This window comes from Streptomyces hydrogenans (assembly GCF_014656075.1).
GTDB classification, from domain to species: Bacteria; Actinomycetota; Actinomycetes; order Streptomycetales; family Streptomycetaceae; genus Streptomyces; species Streptomyces hydrogenans.
The window spans coordinates 1-15,876 of record NZ_BNBS01000055.1 but is presented as its reverse complement, the minus strand read 5'-3'; the positions used below and the strand labels follow the sequence as shown (position 1 = coordinate 15,876).

The following is a 15,876-nucleotide window of genomic DNA, read 5'->3' as shown; positions in this document are numbered from 1 at the left end:
GCCTTGTCCTTGGTGCGTGCCGTGGGAGATGTGGAGAACCCGGTGGGTCAGCACATTCCGGCGGGCTCCGAGAGGGTGCAGGTGTTGCGGGTGAAGGTGTTTCCCCGACCGGTGTCCCGGTCGGCCAGATCGGCGGGGCTGTTGCGCACCACCACGTTGTCGCGGATCGCGTTCTGCGCGTTCGGAACGCCCACGAAGCTCTTGAACAGCACGATGCCGCCCGAGAGCGGCGAGGCGCCCACGTTGCCGACGACCCTGTTCTTCTCCACCACCGTCTCCTCGGCGCCGGTGAGGACGATGCCCGAGCCTTGCAGGAAGGGCAGACGGGGGGTCTTCGGGCAGTACTTGTTGTTGGTGTGGATGTTGTTCCGGCGCAGTGTCATGGCTCCGGCACGCGGCGTGGACTCGTCGCCCACCACGAACACCGCAGCGCAGTTGCCGGTCGCCTCGTTGTGGTCGACGTTCACGTTCCGCAGGCGCCGCACGGTGAGGCCGATCCGGTTGCCGGTCAGGCTGTTGCGGGTGACCAGCGTCCCCTCGGCGTCCGTGGCGCCTGCCTCCGTGTCGGTGGTGTTGGCCAGGAACAGCCCGGCGTCGGCGTTGTTCCTGGCGGTGTTGTGGCTGAAGACACCACGCGTGGATCTTTCCTGGGCGATGCCCCACTTCCCGTTCTTCTCGGCGAGCACCTCGCGGACCGTCAGCCGGTCGGTGCGGGAGGCCCACAGGCCGTTGGCTGTGAAGCCCCTGAGCGCGAGCGAGCGCACGGTGACGCCCTCGACGGGGTCGCTGTCCGTCCCGGTCACGCAGATGCCGTGACCCGCCTTGGCGCACACGTCGGTGGCGGTGCCGTCACCGGGCACGAGGACGGTGGAGGCGGAGCCCGAGCCGAGCAGGGTCAGGCGCGAGGTGGTGATGCGGACGCTCTCGCGGTAGGTGCCGGGCGTCAGGACGATGGTGTCCCCCGGCTTCGCGGCGTCCACGGCCTTCTGGATCGATTCGCCGGGCTTCACCAGGTGCACCGGCCGGCTCACGGCACCGGGTGCGGCCGCACCCAGTCCCGAGCCCGCGAGGGCCACGGTGCAGGCCAGCAGAGCGATCTGTCGTTTGGTCATGTGCCGAAGCTAAGAGCGCGTATTCCGGCCTGCCACCGGTGATCCCCCAGGCGGACCTAGGCATACCTCCCTGTGGCCCACGCTCGGGCGTGGCGGGCGGGTCCTCACGGGAATCGCTGCTCCTCCGTGAATCATGAGGGGGCCGCCGGGGGCACGTCTTCGGTGCGGCGGGCAGCGAAGGGGTTCGGATGCGCAAGTGGTGGCCCTTGGCCGCGATCTGTCTGGGCACGTTGATGCTCCTGCTGGACGTCACGATCGTGACCGTGGCGCTGCCCGCCATGGCCATGGATCTCGGCGCCACGCTCTCCGACCTGGAATGGGTCGTCGACGCGTACGCACTGGCCTTGGCGTCGCTGCTGCTCGGTGTCGGTTCCCACGCCGACCGGATCGGCCGCAGGAAGGTGTACCTGGTCGGGCTGATCGTCTTCACCGCGGCATCGGTGGCGTGCGCGGTCGCCCCGAACGCGGGTGTGCTGATCGGCGCCCGCGCGGTACAAGGAGCGGGCGCCGCCGGGATGTTCGGTACGACGATCGCCCTGCTCGGCATGCACTACAAGGGCCGGGATCGGGCTGTGGCCTTCGCCGTGTGGGGCGCCACGAACTCGGTCGCCGCAGCGGCCGGCCCGGTGGTCGGCGGACTCCTCACCCAGTACCTGGACTGGCGGTGGATCTTCCTCGTCAACCTGCCCGTCTGTCTGGCCGCGGTCGTGATGACCCTGCGCTCCGTACGAGAGGCCAGGGGCCGGGGCCGCCGGCGTGCGGACGTCCTCGGCACCGTCGCCTTCACGGTGGCGAGCGGCACCCTCACGTTCGGGCTGATCCGTGCCCATTCCGAGGGCTGGACGACACCCCTCACCCTCGGCCTGTTCACCACCGCGGCCGTCGCCCTCGCCCTGTTCATCGCGGCCGAGACGCGGCACGAGCACCCCGTGCTCGACCTGTCCCTGTTCCGCAGACCGTCGTTCACCGGCATCATGATCAGCGCCCTGTTCCTGCAAGGAGCCGCGTTCGCCTACCTGTTGTACGAGTCCTTGTGGATGCAGTCCGTCCTGGGGTACGAGCCCGTCGAAGCAGGCCTCTACATCCTGCCCATGTGTGCCGCCGCGTTCCTCGCGTCCGTGCTCGCGGGCCGCTTCGGCCCCTGGCCGCCACGGGCGGCCATCGCGGGAGGGCTGGCACTCATCGCGCTAGGCTCCGGCATGCAGGCCAACCTCGACGCCGGATCCTCGGGCAGCAGCCTCGTGGCGGGGCTCGTCGTCGCCGGCCTGGGCGTCGGGCTCGTGACACCCAGTCTGCCGGCGGCTGCCCTGGCCACGGTGCCGCCGGAGCGCGGGGGCATGGTGGGCGGTGCGGTCAACACCTTCCGCCAGTTGGGCTTCGCCTTGGGGATCGCCGTGTTCGGCGTCATCTTCCAGTCGCGGATCGAGGGCGTGCTGAAGACCGACGGCCGCATCCCCGACCCGCACGAGGCGGCCGCCGTTCTGAGCGGCGGACAAGCCCGGCCGTTCGTCGCCGGCTGGCCGGAGGACGAACGCGCCGAGATGACGCACCTGGTGCGCGAGGCGTTCACGTCCGGCCTGAACACGGTGCTGGTCGTGGCGGCGGCCCTGGGGGCGGCGGCCTCACTGATCACGGTCGCGCTGGTACGCGTCCCCAAGGCCGACGCCCGACAGCAGCCGGAAGCGGGCGCGATCCCGGGCGGACAGGAGCCGCGAGCGGACGCCGCCCTGTAGCGCCGGGCGCGCATGGCGTGAGACGTCGCTCCCGGCCGACGTCTCGAAGAGAGTGATCCGGTGGAGCCCCGACCGGCTGGATCCCGGCACGCTCTTGTGGATCGATCGGCCTCTTTGCGTGCGGGCGTCAGCGCGAACGCGGCGGCGGGGCATGCGGAGTCGGTGGTCGCGATGGGGGTGTCACCTGGGTTGCAGGTGGGCGAAGACGACGAGGTTCTCGGTGTAGTCCTTGGCCGCGCGGTCATAGGGGCCTGCGCAGGTGATGAGCCGGACGAGGGCGTCGGGGGTGTCGTCGTAGACGCGCTGGTTCGGGAAGTCGTCCTTGCGGAAGCTTTCCACGGAGTCGATGAGGAAGACCGCGACGGTGCCGTCGGCACGCGCGACCTCGAAGGAGTCCCCGGCCTCGAGTTCGCCGAGCCGGGCGAAGACGGCCGGTGCGGTGACCGTGTCCAGATGTCCGGCGATGAGCGCGGTTCCCCGCTGGCCGGGAGCAATACCGGCGGCGTGCCATCCGACGAGATTGGTGTCGTCGGCCGGCGGCGGCTCCAAAGCTCCGGAAGGCCCGATCTTCAGGCCGGTGAACGGGGCGTCGACACCGATCTTGGCGATCCTCAGGCGGGTGGGAATCGCTCTGGGCATCGCGAGATCGGACCTGGGTTCAGCTTTCGGCGAGGCCCGGTGGGGTGTGCGGGGGGATGCCGAGGCGCCGGCCGCCGGGTCCGACACGGCCCTGGAGGATGCGGGGCGGGGGGCATCGGTCTCGTCCTGCGTGAACATTCCCGGTCCGGCAAGGACCAGGATCGCGGCGAGCGCCGTCGTCCAGAACACAGTGGGCGCGACCCATCGTGCCGGACGGCGTACTTCTTCGTTCGCGGGGTCGGGTGGGGGTTCCGTCACAGACGTCTTCTCAACGGGCATGGCAGGTCCGGGGTCGCGTGGCGAGCAGAGACTACGGCCGCGGCTCAGGGGCTGCCTCAGGGCGGCAGCCCCTGAGCCGGGTGGGCTATCACGCGGTCGCGCCGGCGGTGTTCTTGCGGCGGTAAAGGACGAACGCAGCCGCCCCGCCCGCCAGCACCAGCGCGCCCGTCAGGCTCACCCCGGGCCCTGCGAGGCCGCCGCCACCGGTGTGCATGCCGCCCTTGGGCTTCTGGTACTTGTCGCTCTCCTGCTTCTGGTACTTGTCGCTCTCCTGCTTCTGCTGCTCGGGCTTGCCCCAGTCGTCAGCGTTGACCGCGGACAGAGCGCCCGAACCCGTGCGCATCCCGCCGTACGGCTTGTCGTGCTCCTTCTCGTACTTGCCGCCCTTCTCGTGCTCCTTCTCGTACTTGCCGCCCTTCTCGTGCTCCTTCGACCAGTCGTCACCACTCACCGCGGTGAGCGCACCGCCGCCGGTGTGCATCCCGCCGTGCGGCTTGCCGTGCTCCTTCTTATCGCTCTTGTCGCTCTTGTCGCTCTTGTCCTTGGACCAGTCGTCGCCGCCGATCAGGGACAGGGCACCGGAGCCGGTGTGCATGCCGCCGTGCGGCTTGTCGTGGTCACGCTTCTGGCTGTGGGCGGAGTCGTCCTTGTCCCAGTCGCCGGCCGCGAGCGCGTAGGCGCCGGGCGTGGTGAGGGCCAGGGCGGCGGCGGTGGCGGTGGCGGCGAAGAGAATGCGGGCAGAACGCATCAATGACTTCCTTCCATCCGCTGCGTCAGCTGACCGTTGTCTGCTTTCATACGCAGCGACATGGTCCACCGTCAGCTCTGACATGACGGGCCGCCACCTGAGCTAGTGCATAAGGGAATCAGGAGTCGCAGAATCAGCCGAGCGGACGGAAGCAGCCGAAACCGGACCCATGTGCCAGGTACGGCGGGGACTCAGCGCAGCGCCCCGAAAGGAGGCGCTGTGTCCGAGGATGCGGTCGGCCTCCGAGGCAGCGGATCAGTGATGCCGACAGGCGTCCTTCCCACCCCGGGAGCCGGGTCTCGGTCCTGCCCGGCTCGTGGGGTCCTTCAAGGCCTGAAGCGGGCGTGAGCTGCCAGACGCCATCGGCTCTGGGCTCGCGGGGAGGGACGGAGCGGGGCTGGGGCGACTGGCAGCCGGTATGTATGCCCGTCAGTTCCGGTCCAGGAGCAAGGCGATGCCGACGGCCTGCCGGACTGCGGGGAAGATGCCGACGAGGCAGGCGTGGCCGTTGAGGATGGGGATCTTGTGGAAGCACTGCTTGCCGTCGATGGACAGGGCGGTGGCTCTGAAGCTCCGCCATCTTGATTCTGGCTGGTCAGGGCCTCTGGTGTGAGGGCGGGTGAGGCTGCTCGGGCTGGTGGTGGGGCAGTGTCCGGCATGTAGATCGTCGGGCAGGGCGGTTCGCCTGTTCCGGTCCGCCGCCTCGTTCTCCTCCCTACGATCCGGCGCATGATGGATCCCGAGGTACAGGAGCGGATCGCGGTACGCCGCGCGAAGTTGGACGATCTGGAAGAACAGCTGGTCAAGCAGTTGGCCAAGGTACGGGCCGAACGCGAGGACCTGGCGGCGGCGGAACGGGTCCTGGCCCGGATGGGCGAGCAGGTCGCCGCCGAACGGGCCGCGACGGCGCCGGCTGTCGCGCAGGTGGGCGGGAAGGGGGGTGCTGCTGATCCCGCACCGCGCCCCGGAAACGGCCGAGACCGCGCTCCCGCCGGAGTACCAGCGCATTCTCTCTTCCGTCCGCGCTGCCGGTGGGCAGGACGGACGGGCTGGACACCGGGGTGCGGGGCAAGCTGGAACCGCTGCGCGGGAAGCTGAGGAAACTGGCCGATCGCGGCTGGCTGCAAGCGTCCCGACGGGCGGTTCACCGTCCGCCCGTGACCCGCAGTTCCCTGGGGTTGCCAGGAGACCACCCGGGCCCTCGGGCTCATCGGGTCGGCGAGGAGCTCCGCCCCGGCCGGCTGCGCCATGGGACGGCCACACGCTCGAAGAGGTCGCCACGCACCCCGACCTCCTCGACGACGACACCCTGTCCTGGCTCACCTGCGTTGCCTTCAAGGGGCCCAAGCCAGACCGAAGAGGCGCCTGACCTGGGCTTTTATCCGTCAGACGCCTCTCGATCCCCTTACCGAGGGAGGGGTTGCGTTCGTACTGAAACTCCTGGTTCATCCGGCCGGTATCCCGCTCCTGACCGCCTCTTCAGGACCAGTCACGGACCAAAATCCCGGCTCGCCCCGTGGTTCGACCCCTGGGAGCCCCCAGCGCCCGGCGGCGGCCGGCTACGGGGCCGTCAGAAGCCGTGCCCCATCGGCCGGATATGGTCGGTGCCTTCTTGCGGACCGGTCCTACGCTGGAGGCATGGCCACCGATCCCGTGCTGAGACAAGGCCCCGACTCGACGGATCTGGTCCTGCGTGCCGGCCCGACCGGGCCGGTGTGGAACGCGCTGACCTTGGCGGGGCCGGCGCTGCTCGTTCCCCTCGCCTTGGGCGGGCCGACCCTGGTCGTCGCCTTCTGGATGGCGCTGGCCGGGGCACGGGCGTCGACCGTGTTCGTGGTGGTGGGGGTCATCGTCGGGCTGGAGTACCTGATCGGCTGGCCGGTGCTGGCCCTGTCCCGGGCCCGGGACATCCTGCGGGTGGAGTTCACGCCGGCCGGGGTGCCCGCGTCCCTGCGGCTGGTCCGGGCCACCGGGCCGGACGCCTGGCTGCCCGTCCAGGCCCTGCGCCAGGTGCGGCTGACGCACAAAGTGGTGGAGCCGTACGAGGGGGACCACAAGCCGGCCGTCTCCACCCTCACGCTGGAACTCGCCCTACAGGGCACCCGGGAGCGCCTCACGCTCCCGTTCGGCGGCGACCCTCAGCGGCTCACCGCCGCGTTGAAGGCCCTGCTCGGCCCGGCGGAGGTCATGGTGGTGCTGCGCACCGAGCGCAGCACGCGTGATCGACCTCAGCCCAACTCCGGCTGGAATTCTGGTGGTTCGGCCTCGGTCGGCTCGGGCAGCGGCTGACCCCGAACCGCCCGTGGCTCCCCCCGGCCGGGAGCGCCCATCGACGCCTGACGGCGGTGGTACGGGGCAGCCTGCCGCGACCCGGGCGCGCCACGCCGCCGAGTCGACTCTTGCGGGCGTTCGCCGGTTCGGGGGCGGCGGCACCAAGTGGACGTCTGGTCCTCTGTTGTCCGTTCGTTTTCTTAGCCGCCGCGCCAGTTGGTGGTGGTCTCGTGGGTGAGGTGGCGGGTCACGAGGTTGACGGCGGCGAGTTGAACCACGGCTGCTGATCGGTGTGGGTGGGTTTCGTAGTCGCGGGCCAGGCGGCGGTGGTGCATGAGCCGGCCGAGGGTGCGTTCGATGGCCCAGCGGCGAGGCTGGACGTGGAAGCCGCGGAGGTCGGGGCGCGCTGGACGATTTCGAGGTCGATGCCGAGGTGGGCGGCTTGTTCCACAGCGTGGTCTTGTGGCCGTTGTCGGCCCAGGCTTTGGTGATGGTGGGGTGTCGCTGGGGGACTTCGGCCAGGAGTGGGGTGCCGGCGGCGGAGTCGTGGAACGACGAGCTCCTGGGCGGCTGACGGGCCCTCGGGCGCCAGAGGCGCGTCCCGAGCCCCGCGCATGCCCCGACCGCTGGGTCCACTCGGTTGTCGGCGGTGCCCGGTCCGAGCAGATCGGACTGATGGTCGGAGAACTCACTCCTTCCGGTAGCGGCGACCGCCTCACCGTCACGGCTCTTTCCCAGCACGGTTGTGCAGGAGCACTCACTGAGCCGGGTCCGGACCGACGGGCCACATCACGAGACAGGTGACGAACATGCGCGCTGAGGCCGCCAAGCGGGTCGAGTTGGTCTTCTCCCTCTTCGACGCCAACGGCAACGGAGTCATCGACTCCGACGACTTCGACCTCATGACGGGACGCGTTCTGGAGGCGGCGGTCGCATCGGACGCCGGTGCCAAGGAGGCCATCCGGAAGGCGTTCCGCCGCTGGTGGACGACTCTGGCCACCGAGCTGGACGCCGACGGCGACGGCGTGGTCACCATCGACGAGTTCCGCCCCTTCGTGCTCGACCCCGCGCGTTTCGGCCCCACGGTCAGCGAGTTCGCCGAGGCGCTCTCCGCACTCGGCGACCCGGACGGAGACGGCCTGATCGAGCGCCCGCTCTTCCTGTCGCTGATGACGGCGATCGGCTTCGAGGAGGCGAACATCCACGCGCTCTTCGACGCCTTCGGCCCCGACGCCGAGGACCGCGTCACCGTGGCCTCGTGGGCCACCGGCATCGAGGACTACTACGCACCGGACCTGGCCGGAATTCCCGGTGACCGGCTGGTGGGCGCTCCGGCCGTCTGACACTGCCCGGTCACGCGCGCGTCCCGGGGCGGCGTCGGGCGACCGGGACGGCGTCGGATCGCCGGGCGTCACGGCCCGGTCTTGTGGGCGAAGACCCACCGGTTCCCTTCCAAGGCGTCGTTCGCCTCCGGGAGGGGACCGCGTCCGTGCCGGCGGGTGAACTCAAAGGGCCTGTGCGTCGACGTGGACCATCCCCTGGCCGTCAGGTGACCCGCCGAGTCGGGGCGGGGTCCCAGGTCGAAGAGGTCGAGCAGGTCGATACCGATCTGCTCCCGCGTCGCCGTGTAGATCGCGCTGTCGCGGTACGCCAGCAGGTCCTTCTCCAGCTTGGCCTCGAAGGCCAGGGCGCTGCCCCCGGTGGTCAGCCGGTCCACCGTGTCGATGAGGTGCGTCTCGACGGGCCCCGGCAGGTAGAAGAGCAGCCCCTCGGCCAGCCAGACGCTCGGTACGACCGGGTCGAAGCCGGTGGAGGTCAGCGCGGTGGCCCAGTCCGCGCGCAGGTCGACCGGTACGGGGACGCGCTTCGCCCTCGGGGCGGCCGACAGGTCCGTGAGCACCTGCTGCTTGAAGGCCAGCACACCCGCCCTGTCGATCTCGAAGACCACGCAGTCGGACGGCAGGTCGAGGCGGAAGGCACGCGTGTCCAACCCGGCTCCCAACAGGACGACTTGTCGAGCGCCGTCGTGTACCGACCCGAGGACGAAGTCGTCGAGGACCCGGGTCCGCAGCCCGAAGTAGCGGGCGAACCTTCCCCACAGTGGGTTCTCGTCCCCCTCCGGAACCTGCCCGATGCGTACCGGCCAGTCCGCACATGCCGCGGCGGCGCGTACGAAGTGTTCGGCGTGGACGTCCTGGGCGAGGCTGTCACGGCGGTGGGTCTCGATCGCCCGGGCCGCGGCGACCAGGAGCGCGGTCAGTCCCACACCGCCGTCCACGCCTTCCGCGTCGGCCTGCCGAGCCGCTGTGGCGGCCGCGTCCCCTCCGGCGGCGGGACGGGAGGACTCCTCGGTGGTGGAGGTCTCGCTCATCGCTCTCCTCTTTCCGGTCTTTCCGGCAGCAGGACGGGTTTGACCACCCGGCCGCCGTCGCAGTCGCGTTCGGCCTCGTTGATGTCGGCCAGCGGGTAGGTGCGGATCAGCTGGTCGAAGGGGAAGCGGCCGGCCTGCCACAGGCCGATCAGCCGGGGTATCAGCAGTCCGGGTACCGCGTCGCCTTCGCAGATGTGGCGGATGCTTCGGCCCCGGTCGAGCGTGCCCGGTTCGAGCGGCAGCGGGGCGTGGAGGCGTGCCACGAGGCCGAGGGTGCCGGTGGGGCGCAGTGCTCGGAGCGCGTCGTTGATGAGCGGGGCCGAGGCCGTGGTGTCCAGGGCGTACTGGGCTCCGCCCTCGGTCAGTCGGCGGATCCGCTCGGACAGTCCGTACGATCCGGCGGACAGCGGGGTCGCGCCGAACCGTTCGGCCAGGTCGAGGCGTTCGGTATGCCGGTCGACGGCCACCGTCCGCGCGCCGGCGGCGGTGGCCGCCATCACGGCGGCCAGGCCCACTGCTCCCGCGCCGAGGACCACGAGGGTGTCGCCGGGCCCTGCGGCGAAGGTGTTCAGTACGGCTCCGGCACCGGTGAGGAAGCCGCAGCCGAGCGGCCCGAGCAGTTCGAGTGGCAGGGCCGGGTCGACCCGGACGGCGTTGCGGGCCGGGACGAGCCCGTACGCGGCGAAGGAGGACTGGCCGAACCACCGGGGAGCCAGCGCTTTCCCGGCCGCGTCGGTGAGCCGAGGGGGTTCCTCCTCGCGCCCGCCGAAGAGATTGAGGGAGGCGAAGGAATCGCAGTAAGCGGGGGAGGCGGCCCGGCAGTTCCCGCAGTGTCCGCAGGAGTCGAAGCTCAGTACGGCGTGGTCGCCGACGCCCAGCCCGTTGCCGGGGCCGCCGCCCGTCGCCACCACGACCCCGGCGCCCTCGTGGCCGAGGACCGACGGCAGCGGGCTGCGGCCCGCCGATCGGCGTACCGCGAGATCGGTACGGCACATCCCGGCTCCCGCGATCTCGACGAGGATCTCGCCGGGGCCGGGCTCCGTGCACAGGGCCACTTCCTCGACCGTGAACGGGTCCTCGTACGAGCGCAGTACGGCCGCCTGGAACCTCCTCGTCACGTTTCCTCCTCCCACGGGCGATGGACCACGAACGGCCGAAGGTTGCCGTAGAGGCCCCACGGTCCGCCCGCGACACCGACGCCACTGTCCTTGACTCCCGCGAAGGGCTGGGCGAGGGAGAGCTCCGCGTGGTGGTTGATCCAGGCCGTGCCGCATTCCAACCGGTCGGCCACCGCCTCGGCCCGGTCGAGATCAGTGCCCCAGACGGAGCCGCCAAGGCCGAAGCCGGTGCCGTTGGCCGCGGTGATCGCCTCGTCGAGGTTCCGGTACGGCAGTACCGGCAGGACAGGTCCGAACTGTTCCTCGGTCACCACCGGGCTGTCGGGCGGGACGTCGGTGAGGACCGTGGGAGCGAAGAAGTAGCCCGCTCCGTCCAGTCGACGGCCGCCGGCCGCGGCCCGGGCGCCGGCCGCCAGGGCCTGCCGCGTGACCTGCTCGACCCGGGCCAGCTGGGGAGCGTTGTTGACCGGACCGATCCGGGTGTCCGGGTCGAGTCCGGATCCGACCGCGACGGTCTTCGCGCGTTGGGCGAGGGCTTCGACGACCTCGGCGTGGATCCGGGCGGGGGCGTAAACGCGCTTGACCGCCATGCAGACCTGTCCGCAGTTGCGGAACGCCGCCCAGAACAGCCGGTCCGCGATCCGGTCGACGTCGACGTCGTCCAGGAGGACGGCCGCGTCATTGCCGCCCAGTTCCAGGGTGACACGGGCGAGCGAGGCCGCCGCGGCCTCGGCGACGGCCCGACCGGTGGGCACCGATCCGGTGAAGGTGACGTGGCGGATGCCCCGGTGGCCGGCGAGACGGGCGCCGAGGGGTTCGCGGCCGGTGACGACGGTCAGGACGTCGTCGGGCAGGACGGTGGCGAGGACGGAGCCGAGCAGCCGGGTGGCGAGCGGGGTGTGAGGGGACGGTTTGAGGACCACGGTGTTGCCGGCCGCGAGCGCGGGCGCGAACTTCGCCGCCGCGAGCTGGATCGGGAAGTTCCACGGCACGATCGCGGCGACGGGCCCGACGGGCCGCCAGCGGATCTCGCTGTGCACGGGTCGGCCGTCGTCGATGCGGTGGGTCCTGGGGGCCAGGTCGGCGAAGTAGCGCAGCCGGGCTCCCGTACGGGCGATCTCGGCGTACGACTCGGTCAGGGGCTTGCCCTGTTCGCGCGTGAGCAGCCGGGCGAGGACGTCGCCGGCCGTTTCCACGGCGTCGGCAGCGACGCGCAGGGCAGTGGTACGGGCGGCGGGGTCGGAGCGCCAGCCGTGCCAGGCCCGCCGGGCCCGGGCGACCACCTCGTCCAGCTCCTCCGGCCTCTGGTCGGGGGCCTCGTCGAATGGCTCCCCGGTGGCCGGGTCGACGACGGCGAGGCGTGCGGCACGCAGCCCGGGGACAGGAGCGGCTTCCGGTGTCGGCATCCCGGTGGTCAGTTCACGGCCGGGGTGCCGACGGCGTGCTCCCGGGCCTGCCGGTCCATCTCCGCGCGGAAGGCGGCGACCAGATGCGGCTGGATCCTCCCGGCATTGCGGTCGCCGCCCGCGCAGACTGCGCCCCGTACGCCCACGATGTCCGTACCGATGCGGGTCAGTGGACCGAGATCGTCCTGCTTGACGCTGCCCGCGAGGGCGGCGAGCAGACCGTACGCGTGGGCGCGCCGGACGAACTCGGCGCAGGAGTCGGGCGGAACGTGGTCGAAGAGCCGCGTGCCGTCCTTGATCGCGGTGTCCAGCATGGCCGCGTCGGCACCTGCGCGGGCGGCGATGTCGGGCAGGGCGAGCGGGTTGACGCAGCCGATGCGGTGGGCGTCGGCGTAGCCCGAGGCGACGACGAGCGCCTCGGGGCGGTGGTCCTTCACCGCGCGGACGACCGCTCGCATGACCTCGACGCCCTGCTCGGGAGTCGTGCAGCCGTACAGGCCGACCTTGATGTACGTGGCGCCGGATACGACCGCACCGAGCGCGGCCTGCGCCACCGTGCCGGGCTTGTACGGTACGTCCCCCACGGTGGCGGACACCGGTTTGTCCGCCGGCACCGCGTCGCGGATCTCCCTGATGACCCAGGGGAAGTTGGCACCCAGCGAGCCCTCGTCGGGCTTCTTGACGTCCACGATGTCGAGGTGTTCCGCGGCCTTCGCACAGTCGAGGGCTTCCTCGACACCGTCCGGGGAGATGAGAAGCAACATCATGAGCTCCTTCCGCCGCATGTCCACCTGACCGAGGACAGGGATGCGGATCACCTGGTTCACGTGCGGTGCACCCATCCTTTCCGCCGCCCGCGGGCGGCGGTAGGGCGCACGGAGCTCACGGGAGGTGCGTGAAGGCACGCTCATGATGCGGTGTGCACCGCCGTGCACCGGCGCCTTTCGGCGCACGCCCGACCCTGCAGACCGCCCCCGGTGCACACTTGTGTGCTCCGGGGCCCTGTCTGCCCCCACCCCAGGCGCGGAAGGCCCCGCGGGGGTCGCACGCTCCCGTCCCGCGGAAGTCCGGGGAGACCGGTGACGTGTCCGTCACCGCTCCGAAGGGCTTGGACCGCGGTGGAAGCGGAGGCCGGCCACAGGGGCGGTCGGCGGGTCCCTGGGCTACGGTCGAGCCCATGGGGGAATCCGAGTCGGGAGGGCACCCGGGGGAACCCCGTTCGCCCTGCCCGACGATCGGCGTCCCGGACGCCGCGACTCGGGTCGGGCCGAAGCCTCCTCGTGTCCTGCTCGCCGGCGAGCGCCAGGAACAGAGGCGGACTGTCGTGGCGGCACGCCCCGGGGAGGCCGTCAGCCGGTCGGCAGGCCCAGCCCGTAGTAGGTCACGTGGTAGCCGTCCACGTAGCCCGCCTCGCCGCCGATGATCAGGTCGGTGGGCTCGCTCGCGCCCGCCGCCCTGGCCGTGGCCACGAGCATCTCGGCCAGTGCGTGGCCCTTCGGCTCGCCGGGCCCGCCCGCGTCCACACGCCACACCGGATCGTCGCCGAAGACCGATGCCGTGTGCGGGAATTCGGCGACCGTGCCCCAGCCGAGTGCGGCCGGATCGACGGCGTCCGGGGCGAAGCAGGCGATCGAGAGCCGGTCGCCGCACACCACGTCGAAGAGGAGGGGAGCGCTTCGTCCGTCGCGCCCGTAGAACGGCATCCCGAGCCGGATCCCCAGGGCGGTGGTCTCGGCGGGCAGCGCTTCCAGGAACTCCCCCAGCGACCGGGTGACGGTCTCCCAACTACGGGCGGTCCACCCACCCGGGAAGCCGAGGCCGACGTTGGCCTGATCCCGGTTGCTCCCGAAGAAGCCGCTGATCGCGTGCTCCTCGCCGTGGCCTTGACGCCAGAACCAGTTCTCCGCAGGGTCGGTGGGCTGCAGGACCAGCTCAGGCCCCGACTTCCCGGCACGCAGCTCCAGCGTGTCCGGCCTGCCGCGCCAGCGCAGGAAGGGAGCGCCCCAGAGCGGCTGGCTGTCGTAGAAGGGGCCCATGTCACCGTGCGAGCCCATGACGGACGGCTTGCCCAGTGCGGCGGTCACTTCCTCCTTCGCGGCGCGGAAGGCCGCCGCCTGCGCCGCGGCGTCCGGCGCGGGAACCGCCACGGGGACCGCGAGCTCCACGTACGACTCGCCGTCGACGTGACGCTTCTCGTAGTCGCCGACCGGGCGCAGACGAGCATCGCCCGAGGCCCGCCCGGTGATCAGTGCAGGGGCGTCCGGCGTGCCGCCCCAGGCCCATCCCCACTCGGCCGCCACGGCCCTCACGCCCTCCGGCGTCCAGCCGTCCGTATCTGCCGCGAGGAGTCGCCGGGCGAGCTCCCCGACGGATTCCTCTGTCGCGCTTCCCTCTTGTGCGTTCACAGGGCCATCGTGCCGCATCCCAGGCCGCGTCCGCGCAGGTCGCGCACCAGTAGCCGGCGGTTCTCCTCCGCAGGCGACGGCAACCTCCTACGCACGGATCGCCGGCAGGAACCGTCTTCGAGGCCCGGGCCGCATCGGCCTGCCGTCGGCGGAAGGGCGGATGCGGATGAGCACTCACCCGTATCGCGGTCGAGACGCGCCTCGCGGTGGGAAGCACCCGGGAGTTCCCACGGGCCAGGGACGCCACATGCGCCAACTGGCTTACAGGCCAGGACCATGGACGGGTGAACAACACCATGGGGCGCCCACCACCGCCGCTCCAAGATCCGGTCCACGCGCCGGTACCGCCCTGCAGAAATCGGCGTTCGTACTGGTCAGGAGGCTTCCGAGCTTGTACCGCCAGCAGACGAAGGACATCCTCCAGAGTTACAGTCCCGAGAAGCTCGGGTTCTTCCAGAGACACGAAGAAGGCGCCGGACCTGGTCTTCCACCCGTCGGGCGCCTCTCGCTCGCCCCACGTGGGAAGAGGTCACGTCCGCACCGAAACTCCCGGACTTCACTGGCGGGACGGGCACAGTGACGACGTCACGGGCGGCGACAGAACTCAGCAGCCGGCAACGCCCGCCGGCCCGGCCCGTCGCGGAGGCGGCCAGCAGCTCATCGGCAAGCCGCCTCAGGTGGACGACGCCCGCCCGGACACCGAGGCGGCTCGCCGCGGCCTCGGCACCGCCTGCCGGCCGCTCTGGCTCCGATGCGGGGAGACCGGACCTGTCCCCCGTCCACGGTGTTCGCGACCTACAACCGATACCGGGACGAAGAACACGCAGGTGTGGCCCTTTGCGGACCACGGAGGCGGACACGGAACCGAGCGGCATACGCAACTGAACCGGATCAAGGACCAGAGCCCGCTGTCACCCCGGATGCGACCTGAAGGCGACGCGATCGATCCGACTCCATGGAGGAGCCGGGGACTCACTGGGCATTCGGGTGTCGCCGCAAGCCGACCCCGCACGCCGCCAGGCATGTTCGTCGTGGACGTGGCGACAATGCGGTGCGTCAGTGCCGGCAGGACGGCCGGACGTGGAGCAGCTCGGTCCGCAGTACGGGTGTGCCGTCGACCGGCGCCGGGTTCTCCGCGGTCGGTTCGATGCCTCCGGCGGCGACCTTGTCGAGCGTCGCCAGACCGGCGGGGCCGACCGTGCCGAACACCGTGTAGTTCGGTCGCAGCGCGGAGTCGCCGTAGACGACGAAGAACTGTGAGCCGTTCGTGTTCGGGCCGGCGTTGGCCATCGCCAGCAGGCCGCGTCCGTAGAGCCGGCGCGTGCCCGTGGGATCGGTGGCTGCGGGCGGCAGGTCCACCGGCAGTTCGTCCTTGTACTTGTACCCGGGCCCGCCCTCACCGGTGCCGGTCGGGTCGCCGCACTGCAAGACCTTCAGCGTCGGGTACGCCGTCAGGCGGTGACACACCGTACGGTCGTAGAAGCCGTGCCGTGTCAGGTGCAGGAAACTCTGGACCGTGCACGGCGCCTTGGCCCGTTCCAAGCGCAGTGGAAGCGGGCCCTGACTGGTCGGAACAGCCAAGTCGACCGTGCCACGGACAGGGGTGCGCCGTGGATCGGGCGGCAGCGGAACACGGCGCGCCGACGGCTCCTCCGGGGTCTGGCTGTACTGGCAGGGACCGTGCGTGGTGCGCGGCGGAGCGCTGTCGGAAGCGGTGGCGACGCTCCCCCCGGACACCACTAAGAACTGCTATCGGAATGACTTCAAGCGCCGCCAACAGATGAGTGAGCAAGC

14 protein-coding genes are annotated in these 15,876 nt (G+C 71.1%); 3 read left to right on the top strand and 11 right to left on the bottom strand.

Annotated elements, in window-relative coordinates; genetic code table 11:
- Positions 1 to 47 precede the first annotated feature (47 nt).
- Entirely contained in the window at positions 48 to 1,112 is a 1,065-nt protein-coding gene (locus IE321_RS22755) for a right-handed parallel beta-helix repeat-containing protein (RefSeq protein ID WP_190224324.1), read from the bottom strand.
- A 188-nt stretch (positions 1,113 to 1,300) separates the two neighbouring features.
- Here IE321_RS22755 and IE321_RS22750 point away from each other — a divergent pair, with 188 nt between their 5' ends.
- Positions 1,301 to 2,845: an MFS transporter gene (locus tag IE321_RS22750; RefSeq protein WP_190224323.1), complete on the top strand. Its 1,545-nt coding sequence runs from the start codon at positions 1,301 to 1,303 to the stop codon at positions 2,843 to 2,845.
- 180 nt (positions 2,846 to 3,025) lie between these two features.
- Here the strand turns inward: IE321_RS22750 and IE321_RS22745 are convergent, their stop codons facing one another.
- From IE321_RS22745 to IE321_RS22735, 3 genes are all read right to left on the bottom strand, one after another.
- Positions 3,026 to 3,763 (bottom strand): class F sortase, encoded by a 738-nt coding sequence (locus IE321_RS22745; protein WP_491590499.1) that lies wholly within the window; start codon positions 3,761 to 3,763, stop codon positions 3,026 to 3,028.
- Between the two features lie 88 nt (positions 3,764 to 3,851).
- Positions 3,852 to 4,511: a hypothetical protein gene (locus IE321_RS22740; RefSeq protein ID WP_190224322.1), complete on the bottom strand. Its 660-nt coding sequence runs from the start codon at positions 4,509 to 4,511 to the stop codon at positions 3,852 to 3,854.
- A gap of 429 nt (positions 4,512 to 4,940) precedes the next feature.
- Positions 4,941 to 5,519: a hypothetical protein gene (locus tag IE321_RS22735; RefSeq protein WP_190224321.1), complete on the bottom strand. Its 579-nt coding sequence runs from the start codon at positions 5,517 to 5,519 to the stop codon at positions 4,941 to 4,943.
- Between the two features lie 630 nt (positions 5,520 to 6,149).
- Between IE321_RS22735 and IE321_RS22730 the strand changes: the two genes are divergently transcribed.
- Entirely contained in the window at positions 6,150 to 6,800 is a 651-nt protein-coding gene (locus tag IE321_RS22730) for a hypothetical protein (protein ID WP_190224320.1), read from the top strand.
- 182 nt (positions 6,801 to 6,982) lie between these two features.
- Here the strand turns inward: IE321_RS22730 and IE321_RS43220 are convergent, their stop codons facing one another.
- On the bottom strand, positions 6,983 to 7,117 hold the full coding sequence (locus IE321_RS43220) for a hypothetical protein (RefSeq protein ID WP_372470273.1): 135 nt from the start codon (positions 7,115 to 7,117) through the stop codon (positions 6,983 to 6,985).
- A 474-nt stretch (positions 7,118 to 7,591) separates the two neighbouring features.
- Here IE321_RS43220 and IE321_RS22720 point away from each other — a divergent pair, with 474 nt between their 5' ends.
- Positions 7,592 to 8,125: an EF-hand domain-containing protein gene (locus tag IE321_RS22720; RefSeq protein ID WP_190224318.1), complete on the top strand. Its 534-nt coding sequence runs from the start codon at positions 7,592 to 7,594 to the stop codon at positions 8,123 to 8,125.
- A 68-nt stretch (positions 8,126 to 8,193) separates the two neighbouring features.
- Here IE321_RS22720 and IE321_RS22715 read toward each other — a convergent pair whose 3' ends face one another.
- The 6 genes from IE321_RS22715 to IE321_RS22690 form a co-directional block, all read right to left on the bottom strand.
- Positions 8,194 to 9,153 carry a class I SAM-dependent methyltransferase gene (locus IE321_RS22715; RefSeq protein ID WP_190224317.1) on the bottom strand — a complete coding sequence of 320 codons (960 nt, stop codon included), beginning with the start codon at positions 9,151 to 9,153 and terminating at the stop codon, positions 8,194 to 8,196.
- Positions 9,150 to 10,271: an NAD(P)-dependent alcohol dehydrogenase gene (locus tag IE321_RS22710; protein ID WP_190224316.1), complete on the bottom strand. Its 1,122-nt coding sequence runs from the start codon at positions 10,269 to 10,271 to the stop codon at positions 9,150 to 9,152. Before IE321_RS22710 ends, IE321_RS22715 begins: the two co-directional genes overlap by 4 nt.
- Positions 10,268 to 11,677, bottom strand: a complete 1,410-nt coding sequence (locus IE321_RS22705; protein ID WP_190224315.1) for an aldehyde dehydrogenase family protein — start codon at positions 11,675 to 11,677, stop codon at positions 10,268 to 10,270. Before IE321_RS22705 ends, IE321_RS22710 begins: the two co-directional genes overlap by 4 nt.
- Positions 11,678 to 11,685: 8 nt before the next feature.
- Positions 11,686 to 12,441: a (5-formylfuran-3-yl)methyl phosphate synthase gene (locus tag IE321_RS22700; RefSeq protein WP_190224343.1), complete on the bottom strand. Its 756-nt coding sequence runs from the start codon at positions 12,439 to 12,441 to the stop codon at positions 11,686 to 11,688.
- Between the two features lie 585 nt (positions 12,442 to 13,026).
- Complete coding sequence (locus tag IE321_RS22695) at positions 13,027 to 14,082, bottom strand: hypothetical protein (protein ID WP_226652375.1); 1,056 nt, start codon at positions 14,080 to 14,082, stop codon at positions 13,027 to 13,029.
- A 1,056-nt stretch (positions 14,083 to 15,138) separates the two neighbouring features.
- Entirely contained in the window at positions 15,139 to 15,819 is a 681-nt protein-coding gene (locus IE321_RS22690; RefSeq protein ID WP_226652520.1) for a peptidylprolyl isomerase, read from the bottom strand.
- Positions 15,820 to 15,876: the final 57 nt, after the last annotated feature.